The following is a 22,757-nucleotide window of genomic DNA, read 5'->3' on the forward strand; positions in this document are numbered from 1 at the left end:
TTATTTTTCTGAGGTGCTACTCTTAACAATTTTTATCAACTCCTCATTAAGATTGGCTTGACTCATAATATCATTATAGTCAGAAGAATGAGAGCTCCTATGTTTAAAAATATAGCTTACCTCTTGATTTTTAGCTAATTCATATGGCTCTTTACCCTCATTATTTTTGATATCACTTCTTGCTTGTTTATCTAGAAGTAGCGATACAAGTTTTTTGTTATTTCTGGAAACAGCAATATGCAAAGGTGTATCACCTTTATTGTTTTTAGCGTTAACATCTGCCTTCCATTCTTGCAGTAATTTTCTAACTATTTCTTTTTTATCCCTTTCAACAGCATAGTGTAAAGGTGTATTATCTTTATTATTTTTATCAATGATGTTAAGCTTTACTCCTGCTTTTAAAAGATCTTGTACTTTCTGCAGGTTGCCATTTCTTATAGCAGAAAATAGCTCTGTATTTTTCTCTCTTTCACCATCACTATCAAACCTACGATAACGTTTAAGTTCAGAAGATTTATAAGCTTGTCCTATACGTTGTACTTTCTCTAATATTTTGGAAGCTTCTGAATTATTTTTTTCTTTTTCTAAGTAATCTATTGAACGCTCCACTTTGAGCATAAATTCCACTGCCTATTTTATATAGAAACCTATATTAGATTTGATTATATGCTAATGAATAACATTAGCAATGCAAGTAGTTTTTATGCATACCTCTTTAGGTTTTACAGAATAGGCAGTTAGAGTAGAAAAACAAGTTCCAAAATAATATAAGACCTGCTGTAAAGTAAATCAGATTTTTTTTGAAAATAACTACCGTAAAAAACAGCAGCTTTCCTTTTGCAACAGGTCTATAGAAGTTGTAATTATAACAAGTAACAAATTTAACTCTATTTTTAGAGAATCTATTTGGATTCACTCTATTTCTAGGTGTCTTTCAAACTGTGTAACTAACTGCTTTACGTTTACATGTGTAATTAAGAGAGCTTTCACAAGGCTCATGATCAAACTGCTACTTTGCAGGATTTTCTAGAGATCTTTTATTTCTCATAAAGGATGACTGAGCTTGGGAAGCAACTTTTAATGGATTTTTCTTTATACCAACATCTGATTGTGCTGCTATAATGGCACTACTTTTAGCGGGTTGCATACCTACACATTCTCTTGCTTGGTTTTGCTCAAAATTTTCCACTGTTGCTTTTACTTTACTTTTCATCTTGCGATTAACCACTATAACAGGCACCTCCACTTTTGGCACTACTTGTCTATAATCTTGATTCTCAGCTCTTAATGGTACTATCGATTTACTTTTAACTGATTTTTTAAGAACCGCTCCCACTATTTTTGGTTTTGCGCTTATTTTTTGATTGTTATAGCCTAGATTTTTAGACTGTGATGATAACGTAAGTATATCTTTTATCGCTTGTGATTCTTGTTTAACTTCTTGAACGGTAAAGGATGTTTTCTTTTGTATTTCTTATAATTCCAATAGAATTTTTGTATTTGTTCGAACATAGAAAATATTTTGCATGGAGTTTTTTCTATCTTTGGTGATTTTAGTGTTGCTATTTAATTCTAACTTTTGTATAGTACTCTCAATATTTTTATATAGGAGGTACAATGCCAAAAAAGATGGAGCGTCATGCTGCAGTGCTTAGTAAGTTAAAGAGTGTTATTCAACATACAGATTCCAAGGTCATGGCTGAAAGGCGTTCAGCTATTGAAAGATGGGTAAAAACTTACATTAGGCAGGTAGAATATCTTAAAGATGATAAGCTACAATTCTTATACAACATATTTCGCGATGAAAGTTGTTGGTCAGGTACGAGATTGAACAATACAATCTTAGGACAGAGGTTTACTGAAGAAAAAATAGGCGAAATAAAGAACCCTCTTCCTATATATGATATGGCATGTCGATACTGCGTGATAGATAAAATTCCTTTGCTCTTTCAGAAGCAGTTTGAATCTTACAAAAGTAGCTTCTCTTCTGAAGAGATAGATGATGATGGTAAGCCTGCAACTAGCAATAACAAATATGTAAAGAGTGAGTTGTTGGGTTATATGAAGAGTCAAGACCCTGTATTTAGCTTTTGGGTTGATAAAAAATCTGGAGAATTTAAGAAGCATGTCAGCGCAACAGAAGGATTTAAGAAAGCTATAGAACTTAAGTGGAGCGAAGGAGTAGAATATTTTTATAGCCTTCTAAATGAAAAAGAAAGAGAAAGGAAAATTACTGATGCAGTTACTATATTATCCTCTGTTCAATGTGACCATAATGGTGCTGTTACTTTAGACTTTTGTCTTAGTAAAATGAGCGATCAAGCAAAAAACAAGCTGTTTAAAGATTCTGAGCTATCAAAAAAAGATAAAGGAGTGTACTCTCTCTTTAGCGCGTTGATACATCAAGGTTTTTTTGATACGATGCAAGCTATACTTCCGATGTTTAAAGATAAAATACTGGAGGATAAGATACTTTCACCTAGGAGTTATACTCTTCTTCTCTCCTCACTTTCGGACATGATGCTCGAAAATTCTGAGTCAACTATTCAAGCTAGGGAAGCTATAATGAACCTTATAAAGTGTGGTAATTTCAATAATCATGAGGGGCGTGAGGAAAAAGCTGCGGTATTTTTTTCTAATGGAAGGGTTCCGATTAAGCGTGCGCTTGCAGGATTGATTGTCGATTGGCAACTTGGTTGTACAAAAAAGGAAGAGGTGTTAAAGGTACTACAGTTTGCCAAAGAGTTTTGTGCAGTTGAAAGTTTTATGTATTTTAAAAAATCTGTTGTTGATAACCTAAAAATGGTTGGTAGGGATGGTATGAGAAAAAATATAGACTATGGTAAATTAGCAGAAAAGTTGTTTGCTGAATTAGATACGGTATCCGTGCCTAACGGAAGAGGTGATTTTGGTGGAGCTGGTGACCCACAGTCTACACTAGGAAGCACTGAAGTTAGTAGTTTTTCTGGTCGCAATAAGTAGGAGTATTTTATGCATGGGTTAGTTAGAAGTTTAATAAATGGAAATTGTGGAGAATTCACGGAAAAGTTTGAATATTTCTTGGATTCATGTCCATCTTTTCTGCATTCAGTTGGCAAAGATCACTTTTTTCCTGCGTTCTTTTTTGGCATGTTTGCTACTGCACATGATTCTGGTGTTGCAAACAATGATGAAAGAATCTTCTTTCGTTTTGATAATGATCCAGGTAGTCCTGGAAGGGGAAATCTAAAGGTTGCAATTCTAACAACTGATGGAAATAACAGAAGAGTTGTAAGGTGCTATACTATTGCTGACAGAGAGAATAGCTACGGTTCTAGGTTTAGCCAGCAGGAAAGGGAGCAGCTGGAAGGTATCCTGCGAGATGAAGAGCTTGAATGGCAAGAGTATAAAACATTTATATGGGCGGATAATCAAGGTGAAGATGAAGAAGAGGAAGCAGTAAGATGTAGGATATTTCAGGCAGGACAAGGGCCGTTTACTGGAAATCATGCATCTTATTTAACTCGTAGACATAGTTTTCAAGAGATTACCAGAACACCTGGGCTGCAAAATAATTATTTACCGGATTTGATGAATCAGCTAGAAAGTGATGATGCAGATGATGTACACGACACTACTGAGGAAGTGTTTCAGCATATTATTGGTGTCTACGATAGATATAGTCAGGCATTGGACTTCTATGGTAGAGAGTCTGACTATCATGGTTTTGTTTCCGGTGTTTTGATGCATTTTAGATATCGCAATGTAGCCAATATTTACCTTGAGCTGTTTGTAGGTGGTGGATATGCAGATATTACTTCTATTGTACGTGGTACACAGAGGTTAATTAATTCTGTTCCCTGTGTAACTGAACTTAAGGCAGGCAGAAGAGCAGATAGGAATGCTGGCCGTGCATTAGAGCAGGCTGGAAATTATGTTAATGGATGTCCCGTTTCATCCATATCTATTCCAACATTATCACCAAGAGCTGTCTGCGCTGGAGTGAATTTCGATTTTGGTAACCCAGGACGTTTACAGCTTGGTGTGAGGGCTTTTTTAGCAAAAGGTTCTTCTTTAATGGAAAGATTATTTGAACCTGTAGAGGATGAGGAGATTGGAGAAAATGTTAGGGATTATCTACTCCATCCAGCCTTTGGTGTACCTGCTGTACCAGGTATTAGGAATAGGGGTGGTGTTAACGCTAGAGATAGAAGAATATTTCTCTATACAAGTGGATTTGCTTTCGCAAGTATTGCATTTGCAAAAGGAACTGTGCCAATAGAAGGAAATCGTGCAATAGTAGATAAGCACTTGTTTCACTATGACGGTAATGCAAAAATGTTAGATGAGCAAAGATACAATACACAAGTAAATATTGGAGATCGTGCTTTGACTATGGTTTTGCATGTATCACGAGGTAGAGACCAGAAGGAGGAGGTGATCGTATTTCATGTTCGCCACGTATTGGCTAATCAACTTTTTCCGGACAATGGATTGGATCTATCGCGTTGGCCGAATGCTATGGTACATGAAGTGGTGTGTAATTTGACCATAAATAGAAGGACAAGAGGAGTAAATGATAATCTTGGTTTAACTGTTAATGTAGAAACATTTGACTCGCCTGCTGACTACCTGCTTGATAGAGGTAATCAGCCTTTTCAAGGTGAGCTTTTACGAATAGGTGGCGTTAGTAATGTGCATCGCGCTGCAAATGTAATGATGAATACTGGCTGGGAAAATGAAGATCCAGACAGTCATGAACGGTTTTACCAAGCAATTTCCAACGTGCTAAATCCACCCCAGCCAAATAATGCAGGACTCCAATCATTAGCATGGGTAGTGAACAGAGATAATGCTAGAGAAGCTGGGTTTCATGCTGCATTGCATGGATTATTTTACACTTGCGATAATCCTGCTAGGGTAGTTAGTGAATTTCAGGTTGGAGGAGGAGGAAAGTTAGACTTAGTATTGTCACGAGCTATAGGAAGGATGGGAGGTACTCATCCGATTGGAACAGAGCTAAAGTTTGCTGCCACTGAAGCAGACGTACAAAATAGAGAAGAAGAAGCAGATGAACAGGTGGAGGGTTATCTGCAGAGTAGAGGGTTTGATCGCATTACTGATGGAGATAAAATGGTTTTCTCGTATGCCGTATTTAATGATCAAGCGCCAGCACCAGCACAAAATGTCCCAAATACCCTTATAGCAGTTAGTAATGTTCTACGCATAAAAGATAACTTAGGAATTGACACTGTGGACGACTTTCCTTATAGATAAAAGGGATTATTGAGAGTTTAATTGTCTGTCATAAATAGCAGACGCCGTCTTGTCAGTCAACAAAAAATTTATAAAAATTGTCTCATTGCCTAGGCTGTATTGTAAAACTAAAAAATACTTCCAACTCACATCCTGTATAGCGGATACAGATTATAGTTATGTTGATAAGTAAATTTCTGCTGTCTTGTATATATAAAACTAATTTACTTATCAACATACCAATTACATTCAATGAATTTGTGTAAGATGCCATTTTACATAAGATAGAATGGAAGCATTTTTTGATTTTAAAGTACTAAACCTTCAGTTAACCTCCTGGCCCTGTAGTTTTTGATATGGTCAGGATCAAAAGCCTTTTTTGATCTTAAAATACCAAAACAATATGAAGTAACTTACGCATTGCAGACCCAACTATGGCCATATTATGCTTACCCTTTTCCTTTAATCTCTGGCAAAAGCTCATAATAATAGGATTGTGATTCTTAGCTACTATGGCAGGAAAGAAAAGTGCCTTACGTAATGGTTGTGAACCGGATTTACTTAATCTGGGTTTGGCATATACAGATGAACCTGATGTTATATTTCTCGGTATAACTCCTGCATATGCTGCCAATTGTCTGGCATTTCTAAAAACTTCTATGTCAGGAACCTCAGCTAAAATAGCTACTGCTGATTCCTCTCCTATTCCTGGAATAGTCAGTAGAAGTTGAAAATTTTCCAACAACTCTTTGTGTTGCTTTAATAGTTCACGTACGGAGTTTTTTATTGTTTCTATTTTTTGAGCTATATTCATTGCAAGGTCTTCCCAAGCATTTGCAACTTCTTTGGGCAGTCTCTCTTTTTTTTCTAAGTGGTTATTTACTAATATCAATTCATCTTTTAACGCAACCGAGCAACGATAAAGATGTTTTAATTTTTTCAGTTCAGGAGAAGGTGGTGTCCAACGAGTAGGTTCCTGTCTTTGGCAACAATCAGCAATAATTTCTGCATCAGTCTGATCATTTTTTTGCCGTGTAAGCTTACTTCTTGCGTAGGATTTTATGCAATAAGGATTTACAACACTAACAAAATGTCCAGTATTGTGTAGAAATTCAGCCAAAGCTTCACTATAACAACCGGTAGCTTCCATGCAGGCTTTTACTTGTTCTACATTATGTTTTTGTAGAAAGCTCAGTAAACCTTGAAACCCATGATCATCGTTCTTAAAGCTCCTTTTCCTAGTTTCACGTTTTCCTTTTTTACTTATAAATGAGAGAAAAACATCAAAGCGATCTTTTGATACATCTATGCCAAGAAAGTTGTTGATCATATATAACCCCATACGTTACCATTAAAAATGAAAAGTAAGGCTAACCTTGTTAATACAGAATTAGAACCATTTAGGTCTTTCTAAGACGCCGTCCAGCCTATACTTTTGAGAGGGAGCTCTTATCTGCAAAACAGATTTTATATCTAAGGTTTATATCAGAGTTCCTCCCTTCTCCAACTAATGCTTAAGCTTAAAACATTAGATGCTTTTTTCAAGATACAAGGTTTATAGTTAGAATTGGTTGATAGTGTTATATTGACTACTTCATTTTGTAACCAGATCGGCTTTATTGAGTAGTGGATTACAGATGGGCAGGCAAAAAAATCCGTGTAGTAAGTTCAAAATCAATGTCGGAGAATTTTATAGAAGTGTCAAGTTGAAGTTGATGTGGAAGGAAAGAGACTATAAATTCTGCTATGTTGATTGCTTAACACTCTGAATCAAGGTTGCAAGTTTACTATCCTATCAGGCATCTTTATTAGGTTAAAAGAAAGTTTATGTAAACACCTGAACTTACTACAAAAACTCAAAAATTGCAAAATAATAAAAATATTATATTAAAATCAGCTTGACTCATATTATATATTGTACATAATATATCAAGCTAGGAGGAAAATATGGTTATTGCTGAAGCTATCAACGGGCAAAGTAAACAAGCGAGCAAAAAGCTAGAAGAGAAATTAAGTCCTGGACAAGAGTGGTCAGAAACAGACAAACTATTGGATGAAGAGTACGAGTTAATTAAAAAATATTTATGGGTTCCATCTGAATTAAATGGAGGTAGATCTCTAGTTGATGGTCAATGTTCATTTGAGGAGCTGGTGTGTATATGGCTTGCTCATACAACAAATTTGAACGAGAATCAAAAAAAGTTAAATAAAGAATTACTAAAAACTCTTAAGGGTATAGGTTCTTATCTTCATGAGTACGATACTAAAAAACTTGAAAATTTTTTAAAAAATAACAAGGACGATCAAGATTTAAAAGTTGTTCTTAACCTTAAAAGGGGAGAGTCAGGATTAACGTTATTGCATGCTGCTTCAAGACTCAATGATGATCAGAGCGGTCCTACTTTAGTCAATTTACTTCTACAAGCAGGGGCTGATCCTAATATAGAAAGCAATGAAGGGAAAACACCTTTACATTATGCTGCTGATAGTAACTATAGGTATCTCACTATAAATCTACTCTTGGAGGGAAAAGCTGATCCTAACATACGGGACAATAAACGAAAAACCCCATTACAAACTGCTATTGATAATAATAACTGCCACATTTTAGAATGCTTCTTAACTGACAATCAGAAAAAGTTGAGTAAAGAGCTGTATGATATACTTTTAGGTATACTCTCGCCTGAAGATTATAAAAAACCTCATGTTATAGGTGAAGTTTTTAATCGTCAGGCTATTGAAAATTTAGGCAAGTTTCTGGATAAACATAAGAATAGTCAGGATCTCAAAATGATTTTCATTGTTCAGGATAGAGTAGGTATGTCAAAAGTACTTAGTTATGCTAGAGCTACTTGCAAAGAAGCAGTGGATTTACTTCTAAAGGCAGGAGCAACTGATCCTAAAAAAGATGCAAATATGTGCAATAAGAAGAAAAAGTGTTTGCTTCCACCTAGGACTTTATGGAGTATCCCAAACCAACAGATAGTGCTAGGTGGATTTTTAAATGACATATCTCAAGTTGAAAGTATGGATCAACTGGAAAAAGTTGTAGATAGAGCTATAGATTTCGGAGTAATGTTAAATTTCGCTAAAAAATCTTCTCAAGGTGAAAAGTACAACTTTACAGATTATGTAATAAAAGAAATTAGTAGATTAGAAAAGAATCCTAAAGTTGCAAGTGATATAGTATGTAAGTTGGTATCGTGGGGAGCAGCGTGCTATACTAAAAACAGTATAGATGTAATTGGCGAACTGGAATTAGAATTTAAAGATCACAAAGCTAATATGATAAAAGCTCATGAAAAGTATGTTAATTGTACTCAGAAATTCCTGAAAATCGCAAAAAATGCGACCAACGGCAAGTTAAATCGTGCAAAAATGGATAACGCTACTTTTTACTTAGAATATTCAGAGGACAGTACAATAGATGTTGCACAAATTACAGATGGAACAAGGGATTTAGGGCTAACCCATGGAGATGTAAAGTGTGGAAGAAATATAGTAAAGATCGGTAATAGTGAAGTAGAGATTATCACAAAAGATGGTGTAAGGAATTACACAGATCTTACAGAAGGTGGTGATATAGTATTAACTTTCTATACCATTCAGGGGGAACTAGAGGTCAGGTTATATCCTGATACACAAAATAAAGATCTAATAAGAGTAGAGGTGAACGATCAAGATTTACTGGAGGAATTAAAAAATTGTAACGAAAAAATAGGTAAGAATTGCTTACTAGGGGGGTTACCAGTTGATCAAGCCATAGAACGAGGTTTCTTTACTAGATCAGGAAAACTTTGTCAATATTCCGAAACAGTTAGTTCAGCTGCTCAAACTGTAAATGAAAAGCAACAACTATTACAGGATTTACGCTATATTGAGTCTAATATTGTAAAAAAGGAGAAGAATTTTGACATAAAAACTCACCTGGTAGAAATCTTTAAAACTTTATCTAGATTCTGTGAAGAAAAAGGGGATATTTCTAAAACAGACTTAGCTAAAGCAGCAGAAAAGGAAAGTAAAAAATTGGGGTTAGAAGGTAAATATAACTGGAGTAAGATTTTTGGTTTAGAGAAAGGAGTTATTGAAAAAGCAGAAAAACAAGGTGATAAAGAACAAAAATCAAACATACCTGATAATTTCTATTTAGGACAAGCAATTGAAGATGGAAACTGTTTTTTTGATTCGTTTAGACAAGAACTAGAACAACAATTAGGGATAAAAGCTACTGTTGAGCAATTGCGACAATATTGTAAAGAGTTTGCACGAAATAACCCACCAGAATGGTTCATAAATGCTATTACTAACAGTCATGATAATAATGGCGTGGTGCGTAGGGAAACTCCAGATTTTTATGCAAAAAATATTCTAAATAACAATAGATGGGGTGATCCTGAGGTTGAAGGTAGAATACTTTGCGGAAAGTATGGTGTAAAATTGCATGTTGTAGAGAGTAATCCATTACATGCTACTGATGAACAACAAGATCCATCCTTGCATCAACTAATAGATAGTTTAGGATCAAGAAGTACAGGTGAGTATAATAGGATAGATTATGATGACAATAATGTCTTACATATAGTAAATAAGGGACATGATCATTTTGAACCACTGTTTAATAGTAATAAAATCTTGGCAAAATGCTATTCAAGCTTACCAAGGTGTAGTATGGACGAGTTAAAGATAGAATCTCACCAACATAAGTCACTACTTGTAAGTGGATCATAGCTCCGTATATGACTTGTTACACAGCAATGATGGAGGAAGTTTATTTAGATGGTTAAAAAAGAATTTACTTAGCACTTATGAATTTTCAAGTACGCTTTCAGGTTCAAAGGAAGCTGTAGATTAGTCCACATGTACTACTTTCTCGAGTTGTATGCTGGGATTTAGAGTATTGTACGTTGCATTTTTCGATTTCTATAGAATTTTTCCCCAGATCTATTATTAAAATGTGCAGCTAAAATTCGATACATTTTCTGCCATTGTCGTATCTAGCATGCTAAAATCTTCGTCATTTATATTGATATTTTTGCATAATTGAGTGTCAGCTTTTATAACATTGATTTGCTTTTTTACATCAATCTTGACTTCCTCAACATCTTTTGGAATGGCCCTTCGTATCAGCTCCTTCTGGCACGTACTCTTTCTGTTACTTTTGTAAATTAAGACGCCATTCCTTACAATTTTTCCATCTGCTCACTCCACAACACCGGTATTTCTCTCAAATCAACTAATTTCAAATTTCTTGGCTGCCTCCCATTTACTATATCTTCTTTAATCTTTGGTGCTAAATAATTTCACCTTTTCTTTCCCTATTAAGAACTTCACAAACTCAAGATTTTCATGGTTATAACTGACAGCATGGTGCACAGCCATCTTCTCGACGTACATAATTAACATTAGCCCCTTTATCAAGTTGAGCTTCTACTCCACTGCGGTCTTTTCTCTTGACAGCATCAAGAAGTAATTCATTTCTTAGTAAACTTTCAACTTCTTCATGTCCTCCATCATTTGCAAGTTCCAATGGTGATCTATTATTGGAATTTTTAATATCAATTCTTGCTCCTTTTTCTATGAGAAACTCTACAGCTGATAAATGTCCTTCCTTGGCAGCATAGTAGACTGATCTGTGGTTTTAGAATTAATAAATGATTCTTGTTGTTGCTTTTATATTAGAAGCTTTACAATCCCTAGATATCCTTTATTGGTAGCATAATGCAAAGGAGTCCAATTGTTTTTACCTTTTGTACCAACTTCTACTCCCTTATTAAGAGAAAACTTTACAATATCGATATTTCAAAAATCAGCTGCAATATGAATAGGCTTGTTTTCGTCATTAGTTTTAGCGTTAAAACTTACACCTTTATTATTTACTAAAAATTTTGTTACTTCTAAGAACCTGTCTTGAAAGGAGTTAAGCAGCTAATTTAGTAAGCATAGAAGTAATCATATTAAATAAGATATTGTTTTTTGAAGTAAGAGGAGAATGCTCGTAATCCTTGCTCATGCGTCTAAAATTGGAAAGCCAAGCAAAGGTTCGTTCTACAATCCAACGTTTAGGAATAACCTGAAATCCTGTATCAACCAATTTCTTGGTAATCGTTAGCAAACATCCAGTTTCCAACAAACATCGATTTTGTAATTTACCTTTGTATCCTTGATCAGCAAAAAACTTACGTAATGTTGGAGCTTTGCATTTAGCTTGAATAAAAAGATTGGTAGCACCATCACGATCCTGAATGCTTGCGCTGTGTACCTCTGCAGTAATTACAAGACCTAGTGTATCTACAATAATATGGCGTTTTCTACCCTTTATTTTTTTACCGGCATCATATCCTCTTGATCCCCTTTTTGAGTCGTTTTCACTGATTGACTGTCAATTATACCTACTGAAGGTGTTTCATTTTTACCAACCATTTTTCTTACCTCTTTTACTAGCATGTCATGTATTTTTTTCAATTTTCCATTATTACGCCACCTGATAAAATAGTCATACACCGTTTTCCATGGGGGAAAATCCTTTGGTAGCATTCTCCACTGGCAACCACCCCTCATTATATACCTTATTGCATTAATAATTGTTCTGATGTTATGTTTTCTTGGTCGTCCTATCGCTCCTTGTGCAACATAGGGCTCTAAAATTTCCCATTCCTTGTCACTTATATCACTTGGATACAATTTACCCTCCTATTTTTTGCTTACCTCATCATACTCTTTTCTTTATTCCCTTTCAAGACAGGTTCTAAGCTATCAAACTTAGCTGGATGGTGCACAGCCACCTTGACCAAAAAATCATCCCCCTATCGCGTTCTTATCATTATGCCTTATACGCTGTATTACACCTTCAGATATAGTCATTGCTAACCTCCAACATCCTTGCTAATAAACCCTCGCTAAAACTGCCGAAAAGACTTTATAAGTTAATATTCTAAATCTCAATATTTTATGGTGCAGGTTTTTATTTTTAAAACATTATACTTTGTGTAGGGTATAACTACACGCATCAAAGTGAAAGAAAAGCAAAATGATGAAGAAAATGAAAGTTTAAGTTTTCTTCAACGACTCAAGGAGAGAATTTATGCTTTAAAGCCTGTATTAGCAAGAGCCTTAATCACTAAATGAACAATGTCACGCAGAGTTTCATCCTCAATTTTTCTATATTCCCTCACTAGCCTTGATATTTCTTCGCTGCCTACATCGCTATGGAAGGCCTTATCATGTAAGTCTTCAGAGGCTTTGGTAAAAAAATACGACATATCAACCGATAGTACTTCTGCTAATTTATATAACCTATCAACTACAAGCCTAATCTCTCCGCTTTCATATCCTTGTACATGCTGAAATGAAATTTCAAGCTTTTTTCCTAAGTCTCTTTGACTAAAACCACACATTAGCCTTCTTTTCCTTATTCTTTCACCTATTTGTTTATCGATAGGATGTTGTATAGTCATTTTACGTATCAGGTAATATTAACTATGTATTATCACTTTGAGAAAAAGATTTTACCAATATATAAACTGCACTACGTAACCTTTTGCTCTTAATTTCGTTATATCCTTTGACTAACTTTAGTATTTCTTCATCATAAGCTTCATGTGAGTCAGTGTGCATATCAGTAAAAAAGTTAGCAACATCTATCGATAGTGCTTTTGCTAAATCATATAATCTACTGGCCAAAACACAATTTGAACCATTTTCGTACTTTTGTATCTGTCTATACGAAACACCTATTCTCTTTCCCAATTCGGTCTGTGTCAAAGCACGATCTAACCTAAGTTGTTTTATTTTTTTACCTAATTGCACTTTTCACCTCTTATTCAAATTTACAACAAATTTTATGAAGTGGAAAAAAAGCTAGCAAAGTAATTGCTTTAATAATTTCTGCCTCTCGCTAATTAAATCGTTTGGCCTTACGTATTTTTTCTCAATTTCCCTCATCTCTTTTTCTCGTTCTGCAATGCTATTTCGTATTACTTCAGCCGAGTATCTGCTTTTGCCACTTGCAAACTCTGATCTTAATCTTCTAACCTTGTATTCGAGCTCAGCAAATCTTTCGTGTTGCTCAAGAAGTTCTATCATATGACTAATTTCAGAGTTTAGCTTTTTTTCCTCAACATCTCTTACAATAAAAGAAAGTAGAAGCTTATCTATTTGGTAATCAATATTTGGTTGAGCAGCAAATAGATCAATTATGGCTTTTACGTCAGTAGGATTTGTAACTAGTAAGTTAAAATTACTACATAAAAAACTATAGAACTTTATCGTCTTCTCAAGATAATTTTTCATATCTTGTGATAATTGCAATTCTTTGTGAATTCCTGACAGCAATATTTTCAATTCTTCCAAGTATTTCGTGTCAAAATTACTTACTTCTGTAGGTGAAAGGATCATTAGCAGCTTTTTTACAAGCTCAACATCATTTAACTTTACTGCATTATAAAGAGCTTTTTCTTTATCTTCTTTTAAATCATAAAGCTCTGATGAGTTATCTATGCTGAATAGATATTCAGTATTTCCTTGAGGAGAGTAGATTAAAATGTCCACTTCTCTTAGCGGGTGATCATCATTAAACTTTTCTAGTAACTGCTTATCGGTAGTTTCCTCTATTGCTACAACTGCTTTGCTTACCTCTTTCAACTTTGCAATATCATCTCTTGAGTTTTCAAGTATATCTTTAGCCTTGTCTAGCAGCTGCTCATATAGAACTATTTTTTCTTCATCATCAAGTAGCTGACAATGCTTTTTCAGCTTTTCAGTAGAGTAAGATAGGATATCCATTTTTTTCAATTTTACGATTACGATACCCCATTTTTGTTGAAACTGAAATAATTTTTATAGGATGTGTTTTTCTAGTGTAGATGCCCGCAAAACTTGTTATTATAATATATAGTAAATCAATAAGTCGTATAATATTAACAATTAAATAATATTTATCACGATATGATCGAATAGTAATGAAATTAAATGAGGGTTACAATGAAAAAAATAAATGGTAAAAAATTGTCTAGTAAAATGTTAAAAGCGGTAGAGCGAATAGCAAAAGAAGGGTTATTACCTAATTTTATAAAAGCTGCTCCAACAGCAAATAAAAAGATTAGTAAATTACCTGTCTTAACATATCCTGAGGAGCTCAATCCATTTCGATCAGCTTTATGCAAGATAAGGCTAAGTGAATATGAAAATGTGAAATTAAATGAATTCTTGGAAAAAGCTATTGCAGCTGAAAATCTAGACAAATTAAGTAAAATCGTCGATGAAGCTTTGGATTTAGGAATAAGAGTAAACGCTCGCAACGAAGATGGCTTTAGCTTCACTAACGTTACAATGTTTAAGATGTATCGTGATGAATTCAAAGAAAATAAACAAGAAGATATAATCAGAAAGTTAGCCTTACATGGAGCAGATTTTAATGTACAAGTTGATAAGAAAATAGCTGAAATGTATCAAAAAGTGCAAAAAGAAATTGAGCCACAAATATATAGTAGGCTCAAGAAACTTAGGGAAGTTGGAGAAGACGCTACTATAGAAGGAACTGTTGAAGATGTAGAAATCGATAATAAGACCTTCTATATTGAATTTTCACATAGCTGCATAGTTGATGTTGCCAAAGTTGTAGAAGGTGCAAAAAATTTGGGCTTAAGTAAAGGAGACTTAAACCTTGGCGGTAGTATCATAAAAATAGGTGATGGTGAAGTTGAGGTCAAAACTGGGAAAGACGGTAAAAGAAATTACGTAGATATATCCGATAACAGCGCTTTTACAGTAACACTTTGCACTAGCCTAGGAGAGCTAAATTTAATGGTATATCATGACACAGAAGACTATCATCAAGTACAAGTTGAGGTAGAAGATGAAGAAATGTGGAACGAGTTGCAAGAAATAGGAGAAATCGTAGGAAAGGGTTGTTTATTTGGTGGAATGTCTGTTAAAGAAGTAGTGGAAAAAGGCAGCTTTACTAGATGTGGAAGGTGGGGCGACCAAAATTCTAAAAGTAGTGAGACCTTTTCTTGGGTGAGCAAATTAAAAGATACCAAAACGACATCTGTAGGACGTTCTTGATTGGTGGCTATGTTTTTACATAGCCATAATTATTGCAAAGTAAAGTAGTTCTTGAAATTTAATCAAAATTACCATAAAAAATTTACCTTAACTAGCATTGCTTGTAGAAGTGGATTGAAGATATATTCAGGCAATATTATTTATTGGCAAGCGCTTTTATCACTGAATGCACAATATCACGCAACGTTTCATCCTTAATTTTCCTGTATTCCCTCACTAGCCTTGATATTTCTTCACTACCCACATCGCTACAAAAGGCCTTATCGTGTAAGTCTTCAGAAGCTTTGGTAAAAAAATATGACATATCAACGGACAAAGCTTCTGCCAAATTATACAATCTATCAATTACAAGCCTTACCTCTCCAGTTTCATATCCTTGTATATGCTGAAATGAAATTCCGAGCTTTTTTCCTAAGTCTCTTTGGCTAAAACCGCATATTAACCTTCTCTTCCTTATTCTTTCACCTATTTGTTTATCAATAGGATGTTGTTCATCTTGTACAATCATTTATTAATATATTAACTGAGGTATTGAAGCAATACTAACTCTCATTGTAACTTTGAGAAAAAGATTTTACCAATATATAAACTACGCTACGTAACCTTTTGCTTTTAATTTCATTATATCCTTTGACTAATTTTAGTATTTCTTCATCATAAGTTTCATGTGAGTCGACATGCACATCAGTAAAAAAATCAGCCACATTAATCGATAGTGCTTTTGCTAAGTCGTATAGCCTACTGGCCAAAATTTGGTTTGAACTATTTTCGTACCTTTGTATTTGTCTATACGAAACGCCTATTTTCTTTCCCAACTCAGTTTGTGTTAAACCACAGTATAATCTAAGTTCTTTTATTTTTTTGCCTAATTCCACCTTTCATTACTAATTTTAGCTGCTCAAGCTTATATTGAATTTTTTAATTTATGAAGTAGAAAAAAAGAAGGAAAGTTGGAGAACTTTCCTTCCGGTCTACAGATTACAATAAACCACTATCATAAAAACTAAAGTGGCTCTTCTGTGTTACGATTATGTGATCTATTAATTTCATTCCTACATTTTCGCAGGTTGCAGCTAATGTAAGTGTGTTATCCTCATCCTCCTTTGATGGTTCTGTATCTCCACTTGGATGATTATGTGAAATTGCAATAGATGATGCATCGATCAGTAATCCCTGTTTGATTATTTCTCTCACATATAGAGGTACTCTGTCTATAGTTCCACAGTCTTGAATATACTCGTATATCAAATGACCACTTCGATCTAAGTATATTACTCGCAAGCTTTCCTTTCGTGACTGCCCTATTGCTGTTTTAAAGTATTTTAGTAGCTCTTCTCTGTTATCAAGAATCGACAGCTTTTTTAACTTACCTTTCAGTATCCTATCGAAAATCTCTTTCAGACAAAAGATACTTGCTATTGCTCCATCATTCATTCCTGTAACATTTTTTAGCTCATGAAAGTCAGCGTTAATTACCCTTCCTAAACTACTAAAGAGCTCTATTAGCTTTTTGGCCACTTCTCTTCCTTCTTCACATTCAGATAGAGTACGTTCCAGTAGCTCATGGTCAAGTAAAGACCTGCCTCTACTTGATAAAATGCGAGTTTCCAATTTTTCTTTTCTCTCACTATTATTCATAAAAACCTCCAAGGTCAACATTATATACAAATTCAGCGCCAACTTTCTGACGCAATAGTTCTCGAGGAATAACCCTTTTGAACTCTAAATTTGCAATGTTGTCCTTGTTGCTTTAAAAGCTGGAATACCATTTGCCATATGAATTTGTGCATTGACATTTACTGTGCTAATTCCCTGAAGCGCAACGGTATTTATATTTGCAATCATAATATATTATATAAAATTGTTAATACAATATATTAAAGAAGCGATGAAGTAAAGGCTACAGCAATTAAAGATGGCTTAACTTAGCAAAAAAGTGTAGTATTCTATCACTTTGCTGATTACAAATGTTTATAAGGATAATCACTTTTTTCTTACTATATTCAAGTACGGCTTTTTGTAGTGATTGTAATTTTAATTTACCATACTGTGGGCTCAGTTGTAATCTGGATCTATCATATAGAAATTTAAGTAATATAAAAAAATTATTGAATAACGACGATAAGTTTGTTGCGCTTACGTTTGATGATGGGCCTTCCAACAATAGAATAAACGATATTATTAATGTTCTGGAAAGCTATGAAGCAAAAGCAACGTTTTTTGTGCTTGGTGAACGTATAAATAAAAAAACGTCTGAAATAGTAAAGAAAATTCATGAATCAGGTCATGAGTTAGGCAATCACTCTTGGTCACATAGAAAGCTGACATCACTTTCAAGTGAGGAACAATTGCAAGAACTGGAAAAGACAAATATACCAATTAAAAGTGCAACAAAACAAGATGTAAAATGGTTTCGTCCGCCATATGGATGTTATGACGATAATCTGATTAAAAATACTGATCAATTGAATATGTATTCGATATTATGGACAGTTGATTCGCTAGATTGGCAAGGTGATAAACCAGAAGCTTTAGTTGAAAGAGTTTTAAGTAATATACATAATGGGGCAGTTATACTGTTTCATGATCACAATAACAGATCAAACACAATTGAAGCTTTACCTCATATTATTAAAATACTAAAAAAATCAGGTTATAAGTTTGTGACCTTAAGTGAGTGGGAAAAAAGGGTTTGTAATACGGTAAAAGCCAGAAGTGTAACAATAAAAGAGGGGAAAAAAGTGCATTTTGAAGGAATGTTATGTGGACAAAAAACAAAGTCTTTAACCGCAGAGCATTCATATTAGGTGGTATTCAGCTTACCATTTCTGCGGTTTTTAGTTGCAGGTTATATAATTTACAAATACGAAACAGACAAAAGTACGAAGCACTATCTAATAGTAATAGAATAAGAGTTGCTACTATTATGCCTAAGCGGGGCAAAATTTTAGATAGGAATAGCATTGAACTTGCGGTAAACAAAATTTCGTATGTTGTTTTGTTTGATGGTTCTGGTAAGGAAGTTGATTTGCAGACATTATCAGAAGTCGAGTATAAAATAGCAAAATCGTCAGAAAAAATAACTGCTCTTTATAAACGTTATTACCCGTTTGGTTCAATGTGTTCTCATGTAATTGGATATACAAAAAGACAGCAAGGCATAAGCGAAGTAGGAATCAGCGGTATTGAATATACATATGATCATATATTGAAAGGCAAGTCAGGAAAATCTGAGCAGGAAATAAATTCTAAAAAACGCGTCATAAAAGAATTATCAAGTATACCACAACAAGACGGACAAGATGTACAACTGACAATTGATATTAATCTGCAAGAGAAAACCGCAGAGGTATTTAAAGATCACCAAGGCTCCGCAGTGGTAATTGATGTAAATAATGGAGAAATTTTAGCATTATATAATTCACCTTCTTACGATAATAATCTTTTTGCTAGCAGGCTATCAAATGAGACTTGGGAAAGCTTGAATGCTCCTTCATTGCCGCTCGTGAATCGTGCGTTATCATATCAAATTCCACCTGGTTCAATATTTAAAATAATGGTTGCGCTTGCGGGTTTAAAAGACGGGATAATAACACCAGAAGAGAAATTCTCGTGTAAGGGCTATATGAAAATAGGTGAGCGGAAATTTCGTTGTCTGAAAAGCAAAGTCCATGGGTATGTATCTTTAAATGAGGCAATGGCATTATCATGCAACACTTACTTTTATAATATAGGAAAAAAAATAAGTGTAGACTCTCTAGTAGAAATGGCCAGAAAATTTGGTATTGGAAGTGGGACACTGATTGGAACATTTAAAGAAGAAGCTCCGGGATTGTTGCCAGATAGAGATTGGCGTACACGAAAGCTATATTCGCAGTGGTATTTAGGTGACACTATCAACTTAGTTATAGGACAAGGGTATATGCTTACAACACCACTACAGCTTGCAGTTCTTGCAGCGAGGATTGCAACAGGAAAAGAGGTAATTCCCCACATTAAGATGAATGAAACGATACAAGATTTTCCCGATATTGATTTGGATTGTGAGCATCTTAGCATAGTTCGAAAAGCTATGTTTGATGTGGTGAATTCTAAAACTGGAACCTATAAGAAAGGGCTAAGCGGTATACAAATTGCCGGTAAAACCGGTACACCAGAGATAAACTCTAAGGGCGAAAGTCATAAGTTATTTATCGCTTATGGCCCTTACCATAACCCGCGCTATGCAATCTCTGTGTTTATAGAACACGGCAAAGCCCCACGCCAAGATGTTGCTATAGCTAATGAAATATTTCAGTATATGCTTGAAACTATGAGTATTAAACTTCTTGCATAACCATATAACAAACTTTTATTGGGAATAGAAACGAAAAAACTTACTTGACACCCTTCGCCAGCCCCCTTATCATGATGCTGAAGGTATTCAGTTATCTTCATCTGTGCAGATTAAACAGCAAGAAAACAACGTAGTTGGCGTCTTATTTTTAATTTTTTGCACTATGTGCACCTTATGTCTTCACAACATTTCTGGGTTTTTACCTATATAAGCTGAAACGCGCTTATAAGTCGTTTAAGACAGTATAGTACGCCGATTTGCAGGATTAGAGAGTGACAACTAGCTAACACGGGGTTTCTTTTGCCTTTTTTTCTGCTTAGTAAATTTCTTAAACATTCAAACTAAGGTGAGTTGCATTTAAAAGCAGCTAAATTGCAGCGTTTAAGACTTAAAAAACGCCAATACTGAAAACAGACAATGACTAGGGCTTCTTTTGCCTTTTTTTTCGTTTGGTAAATTTCTTAATGTTTGTAGCTAAAGCAATTTAAGAGACCGAAAATGGTGTCATTCCAGCGCGTGACGCTGGAATCTAGTCTTTATTATGCAGCCACTTATTTAAAGTTAAGTTTTCTGGATCCAGTCTTTATTATGCAACCACTTGGTTAGAATTAAGTCTTCTGGATCCCAGTGTCTGGGCACTGGGATGACAGTGCGCCGTAGAAACACGGGAAGTGTAAAAGACAAGATTTAATCTGACAGAGAAGAATTAACTGACAGAAGAATTGACGTAGTCAAAACTAATATCAGGCTGTTGTTTAATGCTACTAATATTTTTCTGAAAAGCAATATGTTTACTGTCAAAAAACGTTTGCATAGGTGTTTTGCCATAGCAGTATTTGCCTGAGTGAGGCCTTGTCTCATTGTAAGAACGCAACCAATGATCAACATCGATCTGTAGATCCTCCAAAGAATAGTAGATTTTCTTTCTAAAGATAATATTGTAACACTCATCTTGCATAGTTCTATGGAATCTTTCACATATGCCATTAGTTTGTGGAGAGTTGGCTTTGGTTCTAGAATGATCGATATTTTCGATTCCTAAATATAGCTGATAAGCGTGATTTTCGGGCTTGCCACAATACTCCGTACCCCTATCAGTTAGAATGCGTAATAATGGAATTCTCTGCTCATCAAAAAATGGGATAACTCTATCGTTAAGAAGATCTGCAGCTGTAATAGCTGTTCTGTCCGTGTAAAGTTTAACCATTGCAACTCTGGAATAAGTATCAACAAAAGTTTGCTGATAAATGCGCCCTATGCCTTTGATATTGCCCACATAATAGGTATCTTGAGAACCCAAATAACCTGGATGTTGCGTCTCAATTTCACCATGAGCTTCCCTTTGTTCTTTCACTTTTTCTAAAGCTGCAAGTTGTTCTTCAGTTAAAATGATTCCGTCTTGAGCTACTTTTGCCTCCAGTGCTTTAAGTCTCTTTTTCAAAGTTTCAAGGTCATTTCTTAGCCATACAGATCTTACTCCTCCTTGGGAAATTATTATACCTCTTTTTCTCAGCTCATTTGCAGCTCTTTCTTGTCCATATGCAGGAAATTCTGTAGCTATGCCAATTATTGCTCTTTCTATATCTTCCGAAACTCTGTTTGCTAATAGCGGTTTTTTCTTACTTATTTCATGTAATGCTTCTTCTCCCCCATTTTCATATAACTCCTTGAATCGATAAAATGTATCTCTTGAGTATCCCATCACTTTGCACGCTTGAGACACATTTCCTAATTGTTTTGCTAGCTCTAGTAATCCTAGTTTTGGTTTTAGTATTTTTGTTTGTATTGTACTCATTTCTAACACTCCTTATTTTTATTATTCTTAACTTACTTTTTTAAAGTGTCATATCAAGTCCTGTTTAATACACTTTGTTCTACTTCATTTGATTCTTCCACCTCTTCTTCAGGGTTACTTCTGCTTATAAATGTCTTATCTAGCTGTTTGAATATATTTTTGTCGGAGTTTTGAAAATACATTCGACTTATCTCCTTATTTTCATCAATGTAAATCACTAAAGTTGTATTCTCGTTCCCCAATCCATCACATTCACTAACGAGCGATTCATGAGAGTTCTTAATGTCTTTGATAAATTGAAGTTTTTCTTCTTCTGCTGAAAGATAATCTCTGTGTTCTGCTCTATAAGTGGTGCCTTTGTATTTAAAACTAAACATTGATCCACGGTCTTTATATTCATCTACACCCATCTGCTTGCAAATAGCTTTATAATTTTTTTCTTCTACCTCTCGTCCAACAACATTTGCTATGAGTTCAGTATCCAGAATATTCAAAGTTCGGACTGTTGCTGATGGTGAAAAACGTAATTGAAATATGTGACCTAGCTCATGACCTAGAACAAAATCCATGGCACTTTGCTTATATGTCAGAATATTCTGATAATCTGTTACTCCTCGTGTAATATATCCTGGACCACCGTCTTCATCTATGCCGAGAAGATTGTTATACTTTATATAATCGCTTCTATTATTGAAAATGTAAACCTTTATATCTTTAATTATGCTACTATCTTTGAAGCAAAACTTTTCTTTAAATGCCCCATAGGCAGTTTTAATGTCTGTTTCTATTTGGTTTTGTTCCTGCTCAGATAAGTTGTCGTATTTTATAGTACAATTTATATACCCGTATTTAACGGTAAAGCTGTTAGACAAAATATCATGTATATTTGTGGAAAAATAATTGAACTGCTTTGACTCGGCTTCCTTATACAATTGATGCCCATATTTATCACTAGAATACTTTGGTAGTTTAGGTACTTTGGCAATTAAGTTTTTGTTACTATCAAAAAAAGAAATGTCTGTATTACCAATTTCACAATTTTGTATAGATTGCCCACAAGTGCCATCATTTGCACAATCGTGATGATTTGGGTCAGTCTTCTTATAAAACCATGCATTAGTGTATTTTCCCATTTTGATACCTCACTACCAAACCTTACTATATTATTATCTTGGTAAAAATCATAATAATTCGTTAACTTGTATTTTAAATCTGTATCAAATGTGCTTTTCTCGTAAGGTATCAATTGTGAAGTAATTAACTTTATTTGTTTAAAATTTTGCTAAAATAGCTCTTTTTATACTATGTTTTATATAGCTAAACTGACTT

Annotated in this window: 19 protein-coding genes and 2 pseudogenes; 6 read left to right on the plus strand and 15 right to left on the minus strand. The window is 34.5% G+C overall.

Features of this window, described 5'->3' with window-relative positions:
* Both OPR49_RS06895 and OPR49_RS06900 read right to left on the minus strand, forming a co-directional pair.
* Positions 1-618: an ankyrin repeat domain-containing protein gene (locus OPR49_RS06895; RefSeq protein ID WP_007549519.1), complete on the minus strand. Its 618-nt coding sequence runs from the start codon at positions 616-618 to the stop codon at positions 1-3.
* A gap of 391 nt (positions 619-1,009) precedes the next feature.
* Positions 1,010-1,336, minus strand: a complete 327-nt coding sequence (locus OPR49_RS06900) for a hypothetical protein (protein ID WP_007549972.1) — start codon at positions 1,334-1,336, stop codon at positions 1,010-1,012.
* A gap of 281 nt (positions 1,337-1,617) precedes the next feature.
* Between OPR49_RS06900 and OPR49_RS06905 the strand changes: the two genes are divergently transcribed.
* Together OPR49_RS06905 and OPR49_RS06910 are read left to right on the plus strand one after the other, a co-directional pair.
* Entirely contained in the window at positions 1,618-2,982 is a 1,365-nt protein-coding gene (locus OPR49_RS06905) for a hypothetical protein (protein ID WP_264688609.1), read from the plus strand.
* Positions 2,983-2,991: 9 nt separating this feature from the next.
* On the plus strand, positions 2,992-5,256 hold the full coding sequence (locus OPR49_RS06910) for a hypothetical protein (protein ID WP_191111445.1): 2,265 nt from the start codon (positions 2,992-2,994) through the stop codon (positions 5,254-5,256).
* 287 nt (positions 5,257-5,543) lie between these two features.
* Here the strand turns inward: OPR49_RS06910 and OPR49_RS06915 are convergent.
* Positions 5,544-6,565: pseudogene (locus tag OPR49_RS06915) on the minus strand (IS110 family RNA-guided transposase).
* A gap of 617 nt (positions 6,566-7,182) precedes the next feature.
* On the opposite strand from OPR49_RS06915, the gene OPR49_RS06920 reads away from it, so the two are divergent.
* Entirely contained in the window at positions 7,183-9,963 is a 2,781-nt protein-coding gene (locus OPR49_RS06920) for an ankyrin repeat domain-containing protein (RefSeq protein WP_264377396.1), read from the plus strand.
* Between the two features lie 452 nt (positions 9,964-10,415).
* On the opposite strand, the pseudogene OPR49_RS07710 reads toward OPR49_RS06920, so the two are convergent.
* From OPR49_RS07710 to OPR49_RS06945, 7 genes and pseudogenes are all read right to left on the minus strand, one after another.
* Positions 10,416-10,535: pseudogene (locus OPR49_RS07710) on the minus strand (zinc ribbon domain-containing protein); the annotation flags it as partial.
* 50 nt (positions 10,536-10,585) lie between these two features.
* Positions 10,586-10,813: a hypothetical protein gene (locus OPR49_RS06925; protein WP_406833438.1), complete on the minus strand. Its 228-nt coding sequence runs from the start codon at positions 10,811-10,813 to the stop codon at positions 10,586-10,588.
* Between the two features lie 92 nt (positions 10,814-10,905).
* Positions 10,906-11,031 (minus strand): ankyrin repeat domain-containing protein, encoded by a 126-nt coding sequence (locus OPR49_RS07715; protein ID WP_084741744.1) that lies wholly within the window; start codon positions 11,029-11,031, stop codon positions 10,906-10,908.
* 121 nt (positions 11,032-11,152) lie between these two features.
* Positions 11,153-11,916 (minus strand): IS5 family transposase gene (locus OPR49_RS06930; RefSeq protein WP_156518237.1). Its coding sequence is split into 2 segments (ribosomal slippage): positions 11,153-11,562 and positions 11,562-11,916, totalling 765 coding nucleotides; the frame shifts between segments, so codons are not numbered across the junction.
* Positions 11,917-12,314: 398 nt separating this feature from the next.
* The gene (locus tag OPR49_RS06935; RefSeq protein WP_007549999.1) at positions 12,315-12,689 is read right to left on the minus strand and encodes a helix-turn-helix domain-containing protein; all 375 of its coding nucleotides are present in this window, start codon (positions 12,687-12,689) and stop codon (positions 12,315-12,317) included.
* Positions 12,690-12,711: 22 nt separating this feature from the next.
* Positions 12,712-13,041: a helix-turn-helix domain-containing protein gene (locus OPR49_RS06940; RefSeq protein ID WP_007549995.1), complete on the minus strand. Its 330-nt coding sequence runs from the start codon at positions 13,039-13,041 to the stop codon at positions 12,712-12,714.
* Positions 13,042-13,092: 51 nt separating this feature from the next.
* A complete protein-coding gene (locus OPR49_RS06945) occupies positions 13,093-14,016 on the minus strand; it encodes a hypothetical protein (RefSeq protein ID WP_012673225.1) in 924 nt (307 codons plus the stop codon).
* A 198-nt stretch (positions 14,017-14,214) separates the two neighbouring features.
* On the opposite strand from OPR49_RS06945, the gene OPR49_RS06950 reads away from it, so the two are divergent.
* Positions 14,215-15,297: a hypothetical protein gene (locus tag OPR49_RS06950; RefSeq protein ID WP_012673224.1), complete on the plus strand. Its 1,083-nt coding sequence runs from the start codon at positions 14,215-14,217 to the stop codon at positions 15,295-15,297.
* Between the two features lie 136 nt (positions 15,298-15,433).
* On the opposite strand, the gene OPR49_RS06955 is transcribed toward OPR49_RS06950, so the two are convergent.
* From OPR49_RS06955 to OPR49_RS06965, 3 genes are all read right to left on the minus strand, one after another.
* A complete protein-coding gene (locus tag OPR49_RS06955) occupies positions 15,434-15,805 on the minus strand; it encodes a helix-turn-helix domain-containing protein (protein WP_041582616.1) in 372 nt (123 codons plus the stop codon).
* Positions 15,806-15,839: 34 nt separating this feature from the next.
* Positions 15,840-16,172, minus strand: coding sequence for a helix-turn-helix domain-containing protein (locus tag OPR49_RS06960; protein WP_041582615.1), 333 nt, complete (start codon positions 16,170-16,172; stop codon positions 15,840-15,842).
* 103 nt (positions 16,173-16,275) lie between these two features.
* Positions 16,276-16,935, minus strand: a complete 660-nt coding sequence (locus OPR49_RS06965; RefSeq protein ID WP_012673223.1) for a JAB domain-containing protein — start codon at positions 16,933-16,935, stop codon at positions 16,276-16,278.
* Between the two features lie 329 nt (positions 16,936-17,264).
* On the opposite strand from OPR49_RS06965, the gene OPR49_RS06970 reads away from it, so the two are divergent.
* Both OPR49_RS06970 and OPR49_RS06975 read left to right on the plus strand, forming a co-directional pair.
* Positions 17,265-18,104 carry a polysaccharide deacetylase family protein gene (locus OPR49_RS06970; RefSeq protein ID WP_320157598.1) on the plus strand — a complete coding sequence of 280 codons (840 nt, stop codon included), beginning with the start codon at positions 17,265-17,267 and terminating at the stop codon, positions 18,102-18,104.
* Complete coding sequence (locus OPR49_RS06975) at positions 18,059-19,633, plus strand: penicillin-binding transpeptidase domain-containing protein (protein WP_265027018.1); 1,575 nt, start codon at positions 18,059-18,061, stop codon at positions 19,631-19,633. Before OPR49_RS06970 ends, OPR49_RS06975 begins: the two co-directional genes overlap by 46 nt.
* Positions 19,634-20,339: 706 nt before the next feature.
* On the opposite strand, the gene OPR49_RS06985 is transcribed toward OPR49_RS06975, so the two are convergent.
* Positions 20,340-21,428 (minus strand): IS481 family transposase, encoded by a 1,089-nt coding sequence (locus OPR49_RS06985; RefSeq protein ID WP_265027486.1) that lies wholly within the window; start codon positions 21,426-21,428, stop codon positions 20,340-20,342.
* 53 nt (positions 21,429-21,481) lie between these two features.
* A complete protein-coding gene (locus OPR49_RS06990; RefSeq protein ID WP_265027019.1) occupies positions 21,482-22,561 on the minus strand; it encodes a hypothetical protein in 1,080 nt (359 codons plus the stop codon).
* Between the last annotated feature and the right edge of the window lie 196 nt (positions 22,562-22,757).

Origin of the sequence: Wolbachia endosymbiont (group A) of Bombylius major (genome assembly GCF_947251895.1) — a bacterium.
Classification (GTDB): Bacteria; Pseudomonadota; Alphaproteobacteria; order Rickettsiales; family Anaplasmataceae; genus Wolbachia; species Wolbachia pipientis.